This window comes from Nocardia sp. 852002-51101_SCH5132738 (assembly GCF_001665695.1).
In the GTDB taxonomy this organism is placed as follows: Bacteria; Actinomycetota; Actinomycetes; order Mycobacteriales; family Mycobacteriaceae; genus Nocardia; species Nocardia nova.
The window spans coordinates 255,609-270,414 of sequence record NZ_LZML01000183.1 but is presented as its reverse complement, the minus strand read 5'-3'; the positions used below and the strand labels follow the sequence as shown (position 1 = coordinate 270,414).

Here is a 14,806-nt window from a genome sequence, read left to right as displayed (position 1 = left end):
CACGCACCCCAATCCGCACGAAGGCTGTGGTTGTGTCGACTCGCCTGCGACCCTGCCAGCGGCGTCGGGAAATCACCTCACCCGAGACGGGTGAGCATGACTGCTGCGGCCGCATCGCCCGATGCACGCACCGGTCCGAGCGGAGATCACCTCCTACGGGTGAAGCCCGCACGCCTCGCACCCGAGATCATCGGCTCGACGGCATGCGGCGCTGCCGCCTCGGCAATCGTGTCACCGACGAGTACCAGGAGGACGCTATGGATCGGGCCGCGAAACCTTCCCTGCTGTCACGCATTTCGGCGCGGCAGTGGGTGGCGATCGTGCTGGCGGTGCTGACCGTCATCTTCGTCGCGCAGAACCATCATCGCGTCGACATCAACATCCTCACCGTCACCATCCGGTCGCCGATGTGGCTGGTGCTGCTGATCATGTTCCTCGTCGGCTGGGTCGCAGGCCTGCTCACCCGGCGCAGCCGGCGCTGACCGGTCAGAGTCCGCCGATTCCCTTTCCCAGGACGACGGCACCCATCACCAGCAGCACGATCGCCATCACGACGTGGTTGTCGGCCTGCAACCATCGCCGGGCGCTGTCGAGCGGTTCCCGGAGCCGATCGGCGGCGACCAGATATCCGATCACCACCGCCAGCACACTGGCCGCCGCGATCACGGTGAACACCACCACCGCGATCACCTGCCGGCCACCGCCGATCCCACTCGTGCCGATGGCCACCCCGGCCGAGATGCACAACAGCAGATTCTTCGGATTCACCGCCGAGAGCATCGCGCCCAGACCGACCGCGCCCACCGCGCTCAACGTGTCGATCGCACGCATCCACCCGGGAACGTCGGTTTCCGAGCGAGACCGCCACTGCCTCGCGGCCAGACCCAGCAGCACGATGCCCAGCACGATCTTGATCCACGCGGTCACCGTCGACGGATGCTCGTTTTCCGAATCCGACATCGTTCCCGACAACAACACGAAGATCGTGGTGACGACGACGATCCCGAGGAGCCAGCCGATCGCGAAGCCGGTCCCGGCCCGCGCGGCATTCGCCGAGAGAATGATCAGGATGGCGGCCACGATCGGGATCGGCGAGATCGCGACACCGACCGCCAGGGGCAGCAGATCGCCGATGACAGCGCCCATCTGCGCATCACATCTGCGGGCGCCAGGTGGCGACGGCCCAGATGACGACGATGTCGAGGGCGATCACGGTCAGCGACCACCACGGATACCAGGGCAACCACAGGAAATTCGCGATGATCGACAGGGCCGCGATGCCGATCGCCGCACCGCGGCCCCACGCGGTTCCGGTCATCAGGCCCAGCGCACACACCACGAGCACGATCCCGAGTCCGATGTGGACCCAGCCCCACGTGGTGAGGTCGACCTTGTAGACGTAATCGGGCCCGGCCACGAACAGGGTGTCGTCGGCCACGGCCGAAATCCCTTGCAGGATCGACAGAATGCCGACCGTGACGAGCAGGATCGCGGCGCCGATCGAGGTACCGGCGGCGAAGCCCTGCCGCACGGGGTGGCTGTGGGCCGGCGCCCGGTGCTGCGACGAGGTTGTCATCTCCGACTCCTTCCGAGCAGGGTTGCCGATGACTGTCGCGCAGGTGAACCCGGCTCACCTCACCCGAATCGGATGAAGTGCGAGCTACTTCCCGGTGGCGACCGCGCCGCCGTCGTTCTTGTGCCGACCGGCGAGATGGTCGATACCGAGTTTCTCGGCGAACAGATGGCGCTGCACGATCCAGCCCGCCGCCGAGAGCGCGATCCAGGCCAGCGCCGAGAAGATCTGTTCCCAGGTGGAATCCGGCGCCCGCAGGAACGACAGATGATCGTTCGTGCGACCGATCCCGCTCAGCACCATGCTCGCGCCGCCGATCGAGGTCAGCCACAGCAGTGCCCGGGCCCGGAATCGGTCGGCGAGGAAACCGCCGGCCACGCCGACCGCCAGGATCACGATCATGCTCAGCGCCCAGTTCTTGTCTCCCGGTTGCAGCACCGACGCCAGTTTGGCGCCGACCATCGCGCCGGTCAGCCCGCCGATGACATACGACGCGAAACGGAAGACCAGCGAGGTCACCACCCACGAGGAGAGCGCGCCGATCGCTCCGAACAGCAGCAACCACAGAAACGACGGATTGAACAGATCCGCGACCAGCCACCCGATGCCGAATCCGATCGCCAGGATCCCCAGATGCACCGATCTGATGCCGTAGAAGCAGAGCAGAGCCCCGACGAGCGCAACCACGATGCCGTTCATCACGACCCCTTTCGACCGTGAACCGCGTGCGCGACGATGCCGCAGCTTCACAGTAACCGGCCAGTTACCGGCGAGCACGGGGAACGTGCGAGGGAATTCCGGCACCCGCGGGCCCGCTGCCGGGCCTCGTGCCGCTACAGCATGCGCTCCCGGCCGTAGGTCGCGAATTCGGCCTCCCACGCCTGCTTGTCCGCCGGCCTCATGCGGTCGTACGCGGGTTCGCCGCGGCCGATCCAGCGATAGACGGCATCGTCGGTGCGCCACGCCTGCTCCTGCAGTCGGCGCTTGAGAACCTTGTTGGACCCGGTGACCGGCAAATTCGCCGACACCCGAAGCAGTCGCGGGGTACCCTTCGCGCCGAGATCCCTTTGCGCGGTAAGGAATTCGGCGAATACGCGCACATCGAACGAATCCGGGTCGGCGACCTCCACGGCGGCCATGACCTGGTCACCGGATCGCGGGTCGGGGACGCCGAACACGGCGGCGGCGACGATCGCGGGATGGCGGCGCAGGACCTGTTCGATCATCAGGGCGGAGGTGTTCTCACCGTCGACGCGAATCCAATCGCCCTTGCGGCCCGCGAAATACAGGAATCCCTCGGTATCGATGTAGCCGAGATCTCCGGTCCAGTACCAGCCGTTGCGAATGCGTTCGGCATCGGCGGCGTCGTTCTTGTAATAGCCCTCGAATGCCAACGCGCCGGCTTTGTCGATCATCTCGCCGATCGCCTCGTCGGGATTGCGGACCCGGCCGTATTCGTCGAGTTCCGCACGCACACATTCGCGCAGCGTATCCGGATTCACCACCGCGACACCGGCATGCGCGGGACGGCCGAGGGCGGCGGGCGGGGCATTCGGATCCAGCGCCGCCAACGTCGCGCCCTCACTGGAACCGTAGCCCTCGAACAATTCGGCGCCGAACCGGCGCCGGAATTCGGCCTGATCGGCCACCGACGCCTCGGTACCGAAACCGCGCACCAGACTGTTGTCGCCGTCCTGCGGTGATTCGGGGGTGACGAGCAGATATCCGAGCGCCTTGCCGACGTAGGTGAAGAAGGTCGCGCCGAAATATCGAACATCGGGAAGGAATTGGGAGGCAGAGAATTTCGGTGTGAGACATACCGTCGCGCCGACCGTCAGCGCGGGCGCCCACAACGCCATGATGGCATTGCCGTGGAACAGCGGCATACAGCAGTAGTCGACATCGTCGCGCACGTGACCGAATTTGTCCCGCGCCGCGTACGCGATCATGGCCAGGCGGCGCTGACTGCATTTCACCGCTTTCGAGGTTCCGGTGGTGCCGGAGGTGAACAGCAACAGCATCAGCGCGTCCGGGCCGCCCGCGGCCACCGGTTCGCCGCGATGGGCGTCGACGAGCGCGGCATAACCGGGGTCGTCGACCTGCAGATACCGGTCGCCGGGAAGGTCGAGATCCAGTTCGCGCAGTCGCGCCATCCCGGCCGCGTCGGTGACGATCAACTGGCAATCGACGTATCGGATATCCGAGGCCAGCTGAGCGTCTCCGCGGGTGGGATTCAGGCCGGCGACCGTGGCGCCCGCCAAGGCCGCCGCACCCAGCCAGAACACGAAGTCGGGAACATTGTCCAGCAGCACCCCGATATGGAAGGGCCCGTCGCGGCGCAGGGAGCGCGCCAGCTCCGCACGGGCGGCCGATTCCCGGACCACCGCGTCCCAGGTCCAATCCCGATCGCGGGTGCGCAGTCCGAGCCGCTCGTCTCCGAGCCGGTCGAGCAGCATGGTCGCGATATCCGTGCGGCGCACGTCCGCGGTCGCATGGGAGAGTTCAGTCATTTCCGTATCGCCTTCCATCAGCCGAGTCTGGCCGTTTCACGCCTTCGAGTGCACGAGTTCGATGTATTCGCCCGGCAATTCGTCGAAACTCAGTTTGCGGATCTCGACCGGACCCGAGTGATACGAGTCCTCACCGACCATCCGTCCTTCCGCGTCGGCGGGCCACAGCAGTAGCTGCCGGAAGACGACCAGATAGTCGGCCGCGGTGTCGTCGACGGGGATGCCGATCTGCACGGCGTACGCGCCCGGTGACTGCCATGTCGAAACTCCTTCTGTCGCTGCCGATCATGGCCGAACCGAGTGATCCGGATCACCCGCCGCCCGTCGCCGGATGGGCCGCATTCATCCGACACGCGTCGGATCGGCACGCCCGGCCGCTTCCGGATCCGCGGCGAGTTCGGCCGAGGACAAGGCGATGCGTCGCACCATCAGCGCCAGCGTGGCCATGAAGCGGTCGAGCGCCTCGTCGACATCCCAGCCCATCACCGCCTCGACCTGCGCGATGCGCGCGGCCACGGTGCTGTGATGCAGATGCAGTTCCGCGGCGGTGCGGCGCAGCGATCCGAAGACACAGAACGCCTCGACCGTGTCGACGGCGAGCGCACCGGCCTCGGTGGCGGCGAACTCGTTGACCCGCAACACATCCGAGATGCCTAGCAGTCGCTGCACCGGAAGCTCGCCGAGGAGGGCCAGCGACCCGAGGCGTTCGTACGCGACCACCCGGCGCCCGTGCCAGGTCGAGGAGGCGAAACGCAACGCCCGCCGCGCCTGCTCCCACGACGTGGCGGCCGCGTAGGCCGGCAACCGCTCCCCCATCCCCACCCACGGCCCGCACGCGCCCCGGCGTGACGCCGGAAATTCCTGCACCACAGCCGAATTCAGCACATCCGACAGCTCCCGGCAGCCTTCCCGGTCCTGGATCAGCACCGCGGTGGTCGCGCCGATCGGCGCGGAACGCACCAGCCGCACCCGGGCGCCGATGATCCGGGCCGCTTCCACCGCACCGGGTCCCGATACCGCGAGCACCCGCATCGGCTGCGCCGGGTCGATGCCGAGCAGGCGCATGGCCCGCACGCGATCTTCGCGCCGCTGCTTCTCCGACAACACCACCTCCAGCAGCGCGGGATCGTCCAGACCCGTCGGCCCCGCCACCGAACCGCGCACCGCCACCACCCGCAGACAGTGCCGCAGCCGATCCACCAGGACCGCGTCGAGGGCGTGCGCGGCGCCGGCCCGCTCCAGCCACACCGCCGGCTCGCCGATCACCTCCGGCGGCGGCATCACCGCCGGCAGCGGACGCCCCGCCGCGTCGTAGCGAATCGTGGTGCCGGACGGCCACCTCGCCCCCGGCGGACATTCGGCCAGTAGCGCCGCGGCGCGGACCACCGCATCCGCGTTGGCGTCGGATTCGTCGAAACCGTCGAAGTATCGGATCAGCCGCAGCACGGCGTCCGGGGCCGCACCGAGTTCGCGCAGTCTCGGCGCCTCGGCACCCGGCTCGTCCATTCGCCCACCTCCACTCCGGCGAGTCCTCCGCTCAGAATGGCAAGAGTGTGGCGGCACGCCGGGTCCTTCCGGCGAATCCTCCCGCTGGGTGGGCCTCAGGCGATGGCGCCGTTGGCGAAGAGGACCTGGCCGTTGATCCAGCGGCCGGGGCCCGCGAGGAAGGCGACCGCTTCGGCGATGTCCTCGGGCGTGCCGAGTCGTTCCAGCGGAGACTGCGCGGCGAGGCGGTCGACGGCCTCCTGATCCTTTCCGTCGAGGAACAGGGGCGTGGCGGTCGGGCCCGGGGCGACCGCGTTCACGGTGATGTCGCGGCCTCGCAGTTCGCGGGCCAGGATCAGGGTCATCGCCTCGACCGCCCCCTTGCTCGCGGCGTAGGCGGCGTACCCGGGAGGTGCCAGGCGGGTCACCGAGGTGGAGAAGGTGATGACGGCGCCACCCGCGCGCACGCGCCGCGCGGCCTGCTGGGCGACCACGAAGGTGCCGCGAATGTTGATGCGGTGCATGCGATCCAGGGCGTCGAGATCGAAGTCTGCGACCGGCCCCAGCGTCATGATCCCGGCCGTGTCGACGACCACATCGATCCCGCCGAAGGCGGCCTCGACGGCGTCGAACGCGGCGGCCATCGCGTGTTCGTCGGCCACGTCGCCGCCCACCGCGAGGGCTCGGCCGCCGCGCCCTTCGAGTTCGGTCACGAGTTCGTCGGCCGCGGCCTTGTTGCCGGCGTAGTGCACGCCGACGGCCATCCCGTCGGCGGCGAGGCGCCGGGCGACGGCGCGACCGATGCCGCCCGAGGCTCCCGTCACCAGTGCGACGCGCGTGTGTTCGGCCATGATGCCTCCTCGAAACTTATGAACTCCGCGTCCATATAAACAGATTGTGGACGCTGCGTCCATATGTCACGCTGAGAACGTTCGGAAAAGGAGGGTGAGGATGCCGGAACAAGACGACGTGGCACGCCCGCGACGAGGCCGTGGCCGCCGTCCGGCCGCCGAAGTGCGCGCCGAGGCGCTCGACGCCGCCGGCGCGCTGCTGCTCGAGTCGGGGATGGGCGCGTTCACCATCGAGGCGGTCGCGGAGAAGGCCGGCGTCAGCAAGACGACGCTGTACAAGTGGTGGCCGTCGAAGGGCGCGCTCGCACTCGACGGATACTTCCACGCCGTCGAATCCGCCCTGACCTTTCCCGACACCGGCGATATCGAGGCCGATCTGACCGCGCAGCTCCGCTCGTTCGTCCACGTCCTCACGCGCACCCGCGCCGGGCGGGTGATCGCCGAACTCATCGGCCAGGCCCAAACCGATCCGGACCTGTCCGCCGCCCTGCTGGAACGCTATTCCGGACCGCGCCGCCGGCTGGCCGTGGAGGCCATGCGCGGCGCACAGGAGCGCGGGCAACTGCGTGCCGATGTCGACCCGGAGATCCTCGTGGACCAGCTGTGGGGCGCCTGCTACCACCGCCTGCTGCTGCCGAACCCGCCTCTCGGCGAGCACTTCGCCACCACCCTGGTCGCCAACGTCCTGCACGGCACGGCTACGTCGGCCGACGACCGAAAACCCGTCCGCGAGGCATGAATACACTCACCACGTCCGCGAGCCGATCGATCGATGGGAGTGCCGTGCCGTTCCCCCCGCCCGAGCCGTACGCGCACGGGACGCCCACAGTCGGCGACGAGCACGACGATCTTCCGCGGACGACGGCCGAACGGCCTTACCCCTCCGCGTTCCGCCTGCGGCATGCGCCGACGACGATCGAGGCCGCGCGGCGGGCGATCGCCGGATCCGGGGTGCGGAGGTCGGGCGCGTGAGGGCGGCGTGGGGGCGGATCGCGCTCGAATCGCTTGCCGCGGTCGCGACCGTGGTGGGCGCCGCCGGTGTGGCTCTGCATTTCAATCGAACCGAGTCCCGGTGGCTGGTTCTGGCGGCGTCGGGCGCGCCGTATCTGATGTGTGCCGCACTGGCCGGAGTGGCGCTGTTCGCTGCCGCGAAGCGGTGGGCCGGGGTCGCGGTCGCCATTGCCGTTGCGGGCGTGGCGATCTGGACGCAAGCTCCGCTGTATGTCGGCCACTCTCCCGGCGATCACGGCACGCCGGTGACGGTGATGCAGGCCAATCTGCTGTTCGACGGCGCCGATCCGCAGGCGCTGATCGAGCAGGTGCGCGAACGCAAGGTCGACATCCTCACCGTCGAGGAACTGACTCCGGCCGCGGTGCGCGCACTCGAGGGTGTGGGCCTGGACCGGTTGCTGCCGCATCGGTATCTGTCACCCGGGCGGACCGCCACCGGTACCGGGATCTGGAGCGCCCATCCCCTCTCGGACACGGTGGAATACGACGGATTCGTCCTGAACCAGCTCTCCGCGACCGCGACCGTCCCGGGAGCCGGACCGGTCACCGTCTATGCCTTCCATCCGGTGCCCCCGATCTCCGGAACGCACCTGTGGGCCGACGAATTGTCCCGGCTGCGAACCATTCTCGACCGCTCGCCCGCGGATCGGCCGGTGATCGTCGGCGGCGATTTCAACGCCACCTTCGACCATGCCCAATTCCGCGCGATGCTCTCGGGCCGGTTCCACGACGCGGCCGAACAGGAGGGCGCCGGCCACCTCGTCACGTATCCCACCGACAAGCGCTGGCCACCACTGGTCGGCATCGACCACATCCTGGTCGCCGACGGTCGCGCGGACACCGTCGACACGTTCCGCCTGCCCGGCGCCGATCACAAGGCGCTCATCGCACAACTGCTCCTCCGCCCGCACTAGCCCCGATCGACTCCGGCCGGTTGTCGGTACCCGCCGCTATCGTCCGCATATGCACCCGGCCACCGCAGTCGTCGCGGACATCGTCGCGGCGATCACGCCGCTGGACCCCGTGGAGCAGGAGCACATCGACCAGACGCTGTCCTGGCTGGACGACACCGACGACATCTTCCGGCGGGAACCTCCCGCCACACCGCCGCAGCACCTCGTTTCGTATGTGGTGGTCGTCGATCCGGATGCCCGCGCGGTACTGCTCGGCGCGCATCGCAAGTCCGGACTGCACCTGCCGATGGGCGGTCACGTGGACCCCGCCGAAAACCCCTTGCACACAGCGCGACGCGAGGCCGCCGAGGAACTCGGAACGCAGGCCGAGTTCACCGTTGTCGGCGAACGCCCCCTGTTTCTGACCATCACCCGGACCGTCGGAGCGCATCCACACCGCGACGTCTCGCTGTGGTACGTCATGCGCGGCGACCGCGAACGTCCCTTCGCACTCGACCCACGAGAATTCGCCGGCGGGCGATGGTGGGACATCGATGACGACGCCATCCCCGAATCCGACCCCCACCTGAGCCGGTTCCTCACCAAACTGCGCACCGCGCTGTCGGCGCGGTAGCAGCCCGGCCGCCCTCGACTACGCACCCGAGTCCGCCGACCGGGAACGTTCAGGGCTTGTGTTCTTCGAGGTGCGTCCAGTAGCCGGGGGCGAAATACGTGTACTTCGCCGCCGTGTAGACCGCCAGCACTCCCCCCTCGAGGAACTTGAAATTGTCCTCCGGGTCGGGGAAAGACTGTTCTCGGTCTGGCCCACTCGCTGTCGTGTATACGCGGAAAGGCATGACAACCACGGTATCCCTCTCGCGGGGACGGCGGACCGACCTGACCGTCTTCTACACCAACGATTTTCCGAGCGCCTGCCGCCGCCGCATATCCTCGAGGTACCCGTCGAACGGGTAGCTGCGCCAGTGTTCGGGCAGGCGCTTCAGCACCGTTCCGATGGTTCGCATCACGATCTCGAAGGCGCGCTGCCGCCGCGGACCCCATCCGAGCCCCAGCGCGTCGCGGAACTGCTGAGGAAGGAAGCCGGTGGTGAAGAAGCGATTGACCCGCGCGAAGGCGATTCGCTCGACACGGCTGTACGGCCCCAGGCCGATGACCTGATCCAGCAGATAGCGGCGAACCTCGTCGTCGAACGAGATCTCGCCCAGCTTGGCGTTCCAGTACTCCTCGAAGGCCGCCCGGTCCGGCGGCCACAGCCGTTCCGGCATCTGCAAGGTGGTGCCGAAGCGTGCGGACTCACGATAGAACTCCTCCGCCAAGTTATCGTCGATTCTTCCGTAGAAGAACCGGGTCGAATCGTCGACGCCACGATAGATGCAGGCGGCCACCCAGAGCTGGAGTTGCGGGTCGAAGGCGTTGTAGCGGACCGGGCTGCCGGGACGCGAACGCACCTGCCGATGCGAGGTGTCCACGGCGGCACGGTAGGCGGCACGGTCGTCTTCGGTCCCGAGCATGGCCACCGCCAGATAGGTCAGCGTGGTGCGCCCGCGCTTGCGCGGATGCCGCGCGTATTGGCCGCTCTCCACGGTACTTTCGACGACTCCGCGGCCGACCGGCGGCAAACCGAGTTGCATCACGACATTCGCCGGGCCGCCCAGCAATGCCGCGGGACCGGCCATGTACTGCCGCCGGCGGGCGAGTCCGGCATCCGGCGTCGGGGCCGCGGCGGCGGTTCGGGCGGCTCGATTCATACGTATCACTCCGAGGATCACTGAGACATCAGACGTCTCATCTTCTCACCATCCGAAGGTCGACGGCAATGCCCCCGAAACCGGGGCAACCCGCGATATGTGAATGTATATTCTTAGTCTATTCGGCGACACGATACAGAAGGGTTCGCCGGCCGAGCTGGGATCGAGGTCTGTGTGGTGCTGTCGAGTTCTGCGAGCGAGCTGGTCCGGTCCGTCGGTGACGCGTTCGCCGCCGCGTCGGTGTTGCGGCGGCGGGGCATGTTCGACCCGTGGCATCCGCTCGATATCGTGCGCACCGCGCGCGACGCCGGAACCTACGGCCCCTTCGTCACCGTGCTCGCCCACGCCGCGCGCCGCGATCCGACGGCGCCGGCATTGGTCGACGAACGGGGCACCCTCACCTTCGACGACCTCGACCGGGAATCCAACGCACTCACCCGCGGGCTCGCCGCGCGCGGTTTCGGGCCGGGATCCGTGCTCGCCGTGCTGTGCCGCGATCACCGCGGCATGGTTCTGAGCCTGCTGGCCGCGGGCAAGCTGGGCGCCCGGGTGGTGCTGCTGAACACCGGGTCCGCGGGCCCGCAACTCGCCGAGGTCGTCGCCCGCGAGAAGATCGAGGCTCTGCTCCTGGACAGCGAATTCGTCGAGCGCGCCCGCGCCGTTCCGGCCGGCATCCCCCGGCTGCTCACCTGGGACGACGACGAGACCTCCGCCCTCACCACCATCTATGCGCAGGCCGGGCCGCATTCCACCGACCCCGTACCGGCGCCACCGCGCCCCGGTGGACTCGTGATTCTCACCAGCGGGACCACCGGAACACCGAAAGGCGCTCCGCGAGACAAGGTTTCCCCGCTGCAGTCGGCCCAATTCCTCGACCGGATACCGCTGCCACGCGATGCCACGATGGTGATGGCCGCGCCGATCTTTCACGGGACCGGGCTGTCCCAGTGCACACTGGGCTGGGCGCTGGGTAATCGAATCGTCTTCCGACAGCGCAAGTTCGATCCGGTTCGCACGCTCGCCGCGGTGGCCGAATACGGCGCCGCGACCCTCGTGCTGGTGCCGACGATGTTGCAGCGCATCGTCGATCTCGACGAGTCGGTGTTGCGGCAGTACGACACGTCGTCGCTCGAGGTGATCTTCGCCGCCGGTTCGTCCATCTCACCGGATCTGAGCCGCCGCACCGCGGACGTCTTCGGCGACGTGCTCTACAACCTGTACGCCTCCACCGAGGTCGCGGTGGCGGCGGTGGCGACACCGCGGGATATGCGCGAGGCCCCGGGAACGGTCGGCCGGCCGCCGGTCGGATGCCGGGTCGCGATCTACGACTCCGACCGCAATCCGGTGACCACGCCCGGTGTGGTGGGCACGATTTTCGTCTCCAGCGGCCTCAGCTTCACCGGATATACCGACGGGCAGCACAAGGAGATCGTCGACGGGTTGTTGTGCAGCGGCGACGTCGGGCATTTCGACGCCGACGGCCGGCTGTTCGTCGACGGCCGCGACGACGACATGATCGTCTCCGGCGGTGAGAACGTCTACCCTCTCGAGGTCGAGAACCTGCTGGTGAGCCGGGCCGACGTCGCGGAGGCCGCGGTGGTCGGCGTGGACGACCACGACTTCGGAAAGCGGCTGCGCGCCTTCGTCGTTCGCGCCGGCGGAGCCGACGTGGACGCCGAGCAGATCCGCGACTACGTCAAGGCGAATCTGGCCCGCCACAAGGTTCCGCGCGATGTCGTCTTCGTCGACGAACTGCCGCGCAACGCGACCGGGAAATTATTGCGGCGGCAGTTGGAATCCGAACGCGTCGCACCCGCCGACTAGTTCGCCGCGAAGAACCGATCCGCGATCGGATACCAGCCGGGGACCGCCGACGCGAGTTCCCCGGCGACACCGAGCAATTGCGCGGCCAGCAACTCGAGCCCGGTATCGCGTCGGGCCAGGGTCGTGGCGAGTCCGACCGGTACGGTTGCGCTCAATTCACGCAGCCGGGTGAAGCCGCCGGGATCCGGGTTCGCCGCGCAATACAGCAGGGCGCTGCCCCACCGCTGGCAGAATTCGGCACTGTCCCACAGGTTTTCGGCAGAGCCGACGTCGATGACCACCGTGGGCGGCCCGTCGATCACCCAGCCTCTGCGAGTGACCCGGCCGACCACCGCCACCGACTGCTGCCCACAGACGCGATCGATCACACTTCCCAGCGGCCCGTCCGCACCGACGATCGCCACCGCACCACGATCGGCCGTTTCCCGCATACCCACCTCACCTGCCTATCAGATCCACCAATTGCCGGCGCAGCCAGGACAGCGCAGTCTCACCGTCGGGCCCGACGACGTAGAACGGATAGCTCTGGTGGACACCGGAATTCACGAACTCCGCGATCTGGGCCTTGCGCTCGTCCACGGCGTTCGCGTCGAGCTGGCCGGCCAGCAAGCCGAGACCTCCCGCGGCCAGCGCCGAATCGAGAAGATCCCCCGCATCCCGGGAGTACCGGTCGAACATCGCGGGATCGGGATTCGAGATCTCCACGAAGAATCCGGCGATACGGCCGGCGAAATCGCCGTCGGGCATCGCACAGTACAGATCCCCGGCCGCACAGAACGTGTAGGTCCGCGGACCGAGCAGACCGAATCCGCCAGGGCGCGGGCCGCCCGCGCCGGCCCCGACGACGGGCGGACCGATCAGGGTGTCGGTGGGTGCGCGGCGAGGATCGGAGATCAAGCCCACCAATGCGATTCGGTCGGGCGCCACCACACCGTGGCCGGTGCCGATCTCGGCCGCGAGATCACCCGCGGCGTCGGCGCCTTGGCTGTAGCCGACGATCGCGATGCGGGTCGCGGTGCACGACCCTGCCACCGCGGCGACCGCGGCACGGGCTTTGTCGACGGCTTCGCGCTTGGAGCGGCCGTAGACCTCACCCTCCCAGGGGAAGGCGGTCGCGGTGTATGCGATATAGCCGACCCCGACGTCGCCCGGCAGCGCATCCACACTCGCCGCGAGCATTCCCTTGCGCGGATCGGCGTCGGAGGTTTCCCACGTGCCGGGCACGGCCAGCACATACAGGCCGGGACAACTCGGCGACGCGTGCGCGGGGGCGCCACCGCCGAAGTGCGCCAGGCCACACGTCGCCGCCACCAGCCCGGCGGCCGCGAGGGACTTCCAGCGCGCAAACGGAGACAAGGTGACACCTCCGAATCACTCGGCAGCTTTGCCGCGACCTCCGCACCCGGGGGCGCGGTGTCGTTGTTGAGAGAATGATAGATAACTTATCACTCCCATCGGCCGAGTGTCGCCGGATTCGCGCGAATTCGCCCACGTCGAGATCCGGCGTCCGAAAGTTCAGAAGAGTTCCACGACAGTGACATTGACTGTCGGCCGACGAGTGCGCGACATCGACATCTCACCTTCCGTCATGCACGACGAGAAGGCAATCTCGCGCCCGCGAGCAGCTCCGGCAAGAACGAGTAATAACTTCTGGCCCGTACCTTGCTTGCGGGCGGTTCCGTCTTGTTCCGTCGAGCCCGGTCCGGGGCGTCGGCGCGGGCTCGCGATTCGACAGCCGCCGAACGGGTACGCGCACGGCATGAGTCACCCCGAGAACACCGACGCAGGCGCCGACGCCGAGCAGGACGATCAGGAAACCCAGGGCAAGCGCACAGTCGATACGCCGCCGGAGCACTCCGGCAAACTGGCCGGGCCCGGACCCGCCCGCGACCAGAACGAAGATCCCGACACCTGATTCGGCTCGAGCCCGCGTTCCCGGTCGGATATCACCGAGAACGCGGGCCAACGCCGCTAGTTGTACTCGTAGAACCCGCGACCGGTCTTGCGGCCCAGGCGGCCGGCGTCGACCATGCGGCGCAGCAGCGCCGGCGGTGCGTAGTGCGGCTCGGCGAATTCGCCGTACAGCGATTCGGCGGCCGCGAGCGCGATGTCGAGGCCGACGGTGTCGAGGAGGGTGAGCGGACCCATCGGGTAGCCGCAGCCGCCCTTCATCGCGGCGTCGATGTCCTCGGCGCTGGCGTAGCCCGACTCCAGCATCCGCACCGCCTGGCACAGGTACGGGATCAGCAGCGCGTTGACGATGAATCCGGAGCGGTCACCGGCCTGCACGGTGGTCTTGTGCAGGGTGTTCTTCGCGTAGTCGGTGACAGCGGCGGCCGTCTCCGGCGAGGTGACCAGCGTCGAGATCACCTCCACCAGCGGCATCACCGGCACCGGGTTGAAGAAGTGCAGGCCGACGACCTGCTCGGGACGCTGCGTGGCTCCGGCCACCTTGATCACCGGGATCGAGGAGGTGTTGGTGGCGAGGATGCCGGCGGGCTTCACGATCTTGTCCAGCTTGCCGAAGATCTCGTACTTCAGCGACTCGATCTCCGGAGCGGCCTCGATGACCAGGTCGCGATCGGCGAACTCCTCGATGTCGAGGGTCACCCGCACCCGGGCGAGCACGACGTCGGCCTCGTCCTGGGTGATCTTGCCCTTCGTCACTCCCCGCGAGATCGACGATTCGATGCGCTTGTGCGCCGCCTCGGCGAAGTCCGGAGTCGTCTCCAGGACGAGAACCTCGCTCCCGGCCTTCGCGCATACCTCGGCGATTCCCGCACCCATGGTTCCGCCACCGATCACACCGATCAGCTTCACAGTCGTCTCTCCCACCATCTCGGTTTCGAACACTTTCGCGCTCATTATCGCTGTTCGGGTAGTTGGAACA

At 68.1% G+C, this 14,806-nt stretch carries 18 protein-coding genes; 6 read left to right on the top strand and 12 right to left on the bottom strand.

What is annotated here, in order from left to right; translation table 11 throughout:
* Positions 1-257: 257 nt before the first annotated feature.
* On the top strand, positions 258-482 hold the full coding sequence (locus A5789_RS28180; protein WP_030513774.1) for a lipopolysaccharide assembly protein LapA domain-containing protein: 225 nt from the start codon (positions 258-260) through the stop codon (positions 480-482).
* Positions 483-486: 4 nt separating this feature from the next.
* On the opposite strand, the gene A5789_RS28175 is transcribed toward A5789_RS28180, so the two are convergent.
* The 7 genes from A5789_RS28175 to A5789_RS28145 form a co-directional block, all read right to left on the bottom strand.
* Positions 487-1,146 (bottom strand): GAP family protein, encoded by a 660-nt coding sequence (locus A5789_RS28175; protein ID WP_064901301.1) that lies wholly within the window; start codon positions 1,144-1,146, stop codon positions 487-489.
* Positions 1,147-1,153: 7 nt separating this feature from the next.
* On the bottom strand, positions 1,154-1,576 hold the full coding sequence (locus A5789_RS28170; RefSeq protein WP_030513772.1) for a hypothetical protein: 423 nt from the start codon (positions 1,574-1,576) through the stop codon (positions 1,154-1,156).
* 84 nt (positions 1,577-1,660) lie between these two features.
* A complete protein-coding gene (locus A5789_RS28165) occupies positions 1,661-2,272 on the bottom strand; it encodes a hypothetical protein (protein ID WP_063012756.1) in 612 nt (203 codons plus the stop codon).
* 134 nt (positions 2,273-2,406) lie between these two features.
* Positions 2,407-4,083 (bottom strand): AMP-binding protein, encoded by a 1,677-nt coding sequence (locus tag A5789_RS28160; protein WP_064901393.1) that lies wholly within the window; start codon positions 4,081-4,083, stop codon positions 2,407-2,409.
* Positions 4,084-4,119: 36 nt separating this feature from the next.
* Complete coding sequence (locus A5789_RS28155) at positions 4,120-4,317, bottom strand: hypothetical protein (protein ID WP_193615443.1); 198 nt, start codon at positions 4,315-4,317, stop codon at positions 4,120-4,122.
* 108 nt (positions 4,318-4,425) lie between these two features.
* A complete protein-coding gene (locus A5789_RS28150) occupies positions 4,426-5,589 on the bottom strand; it encodes a CdaR family transcriptional regulator (protein ID WP_064901303.1) in 1,164 nt (387 codons plus the stop codon).
* A gap of 95 nt (positions 5,590-5,684) precedes the next feature.
* A complete protein-coding gene (locus A5789_RS28145) occupies positions 5,685-6,419 on the bottom strand; it encodes an SDR family oxidoreductase (protein ID WP_063012760.1) in 735 nt (244 codons plus the stop codon).
* Between the two features lie 163 nt (positions 6,420-6,582).
* Between A5789_RS28145 and A5789_RS28140 the strand changes: the two genes are divergently transcribed.
* The 3 genes from A5789_RS28140 to A5789_RS28125 all read left to right on the top strand — a co-directional run bounded on the left by A5789_RS28140 (position 6,583) and on the right by A5789_RS28125 (position 8,957).
* A complete protein-coding gene (locus A5789_RS28140) occupies positions 6,583-7,158 on the top strand; it encodes a TetR/AcrR family transcriptional regulator (protein WP_227462653.1) in 576 nt (191 codons plus the stop codon).
* A gap of 229 nt (positions 7,159-7,387) precedes the next feature.
* Entirely contained in the window at positions 7,388-8,344 is a 957-nt protein-coding gene (locus tag A5789_RS28130; protein WP_064901307.1) for an endonuclease/exonuclease/phosphatase family protein, read from the top strand.
* A gap of 49 nt (positions 8,345-8,393) precedes the next feature.
* Positions 8,394-8,957, top strand: a complete 564-nt coding sequence (locus A5789_RS28125; RefSeq protein ID WP_064901309.1) for an NUDIX hydrolase — start codon at positions 8,394-8,396, stop codon at positions 8,955-8,957.
* 49 nt (positions 8,958-9,006) lie between these two features.
* On the opposite strand, the gene A5789_RS37000 is transcribed toward A5789_RS28125, so the two are convergent.
* The gene (locus tag A5789_RS37000; RefSeq protein ID WP_156055502.1) at positions 9,007-9,180 is read right to left on the bottom strand and encodes a hypothetical protein; all 174 of its coding nucleotides are present in this window, start codon (positions 9,178-9,180) and stop codon (positions 9,007-9,009) included.
* A 51-nt stretch (positions 9,181-9,231) separates the two neighbouring features.
* On the bottom strand, positions 9,232-10,092 hold the full coding sequence (locus A5789_RS28120; protein WP_082941007.1) for an oxygenase MpaB family protein: 861 nt from the start codon (positions 10,090-10,092) through the stop codon (positions 9,232-9,234).
* 174 nt (positions 10,093-10,266) lie between these two features.
* Here A5789_RS28120 and A5789_RS28115 point away from each other — a divergent pair, with 174 nt between their 5' ends.
* Complete coding sequence (locus tag A5789_RS28115; RefSeq protein ID WP_369817444.1) at positions 10,267-11,916, top strand: acyl-CoA synthetase; 1,650 nt, start codon at positions 10,267-10,269, stop codon at positions 11,914-11,916.
* Here A5789_RS28115 and A5789_RS28110 read toward each other — a convergent pair.
* Positions 11,913-12,347 carry a hypothetical protein gene (locus A5789_RS28110; protein ID WP_146102109.1) on the bottom strand — a complete coding sequence of 145 codons (435 nt, stop codon included), beginning with the start codon at positions 12,345-12,347 and terminating at the stop codon, positions 11,913-11,915. The two genes, A5789_RS28115 and A5789_RS28110, sit on opposite strands and share 4 nt — an antisense overlap.
* A gap of 7 nt (positions 12,348-12,354) precedes the next feature.
* On the bottom strand, positions 12,355-13,272 hold the full coding sequence (locus A5789_RS28105; RefSeq protein WP_064901313.1) for a cutinase family protein: 918 nt from the start codon (positions 13,270-13,272) through the stop codon (positions 12,355-12,357).
* Between the two features lie 403 nt (positions 13,273-13,675).
* Here A5789_RS28105 and A5789_RS36995 point away from each other — a divergent pair, with 403 nt between their 5' ends.
* Positions 13,676-13,831: a hypothetical protein gene (locus A5789_RS36995; RefSeq protein ID WP_156511303.1), complete on the top strand. Its 156-nt coding sequence runs from the start codon at positions 13,676-13,678 to the stop codon at positions 13,829-13,831.
* 56 nt (positions 13,832-13,887) lie between these two features.
* On the opposite strand, the gene A5789_RS28100 is transcribed toward A5789_RS36995, so the two are convergent.
* A complete protein-coding gene (locus A5789_RS28100) occupies positions 13,888-14,736 on the bottom strand; it encodes a 3-hydroxybutyryl-CoA dehydrogenase (protein ID WP_064901399.1) in 849 nt (282 codons plus the stop codon).
* Positions 14,737-14,806 lie beyond the last annotated feature (70 nt).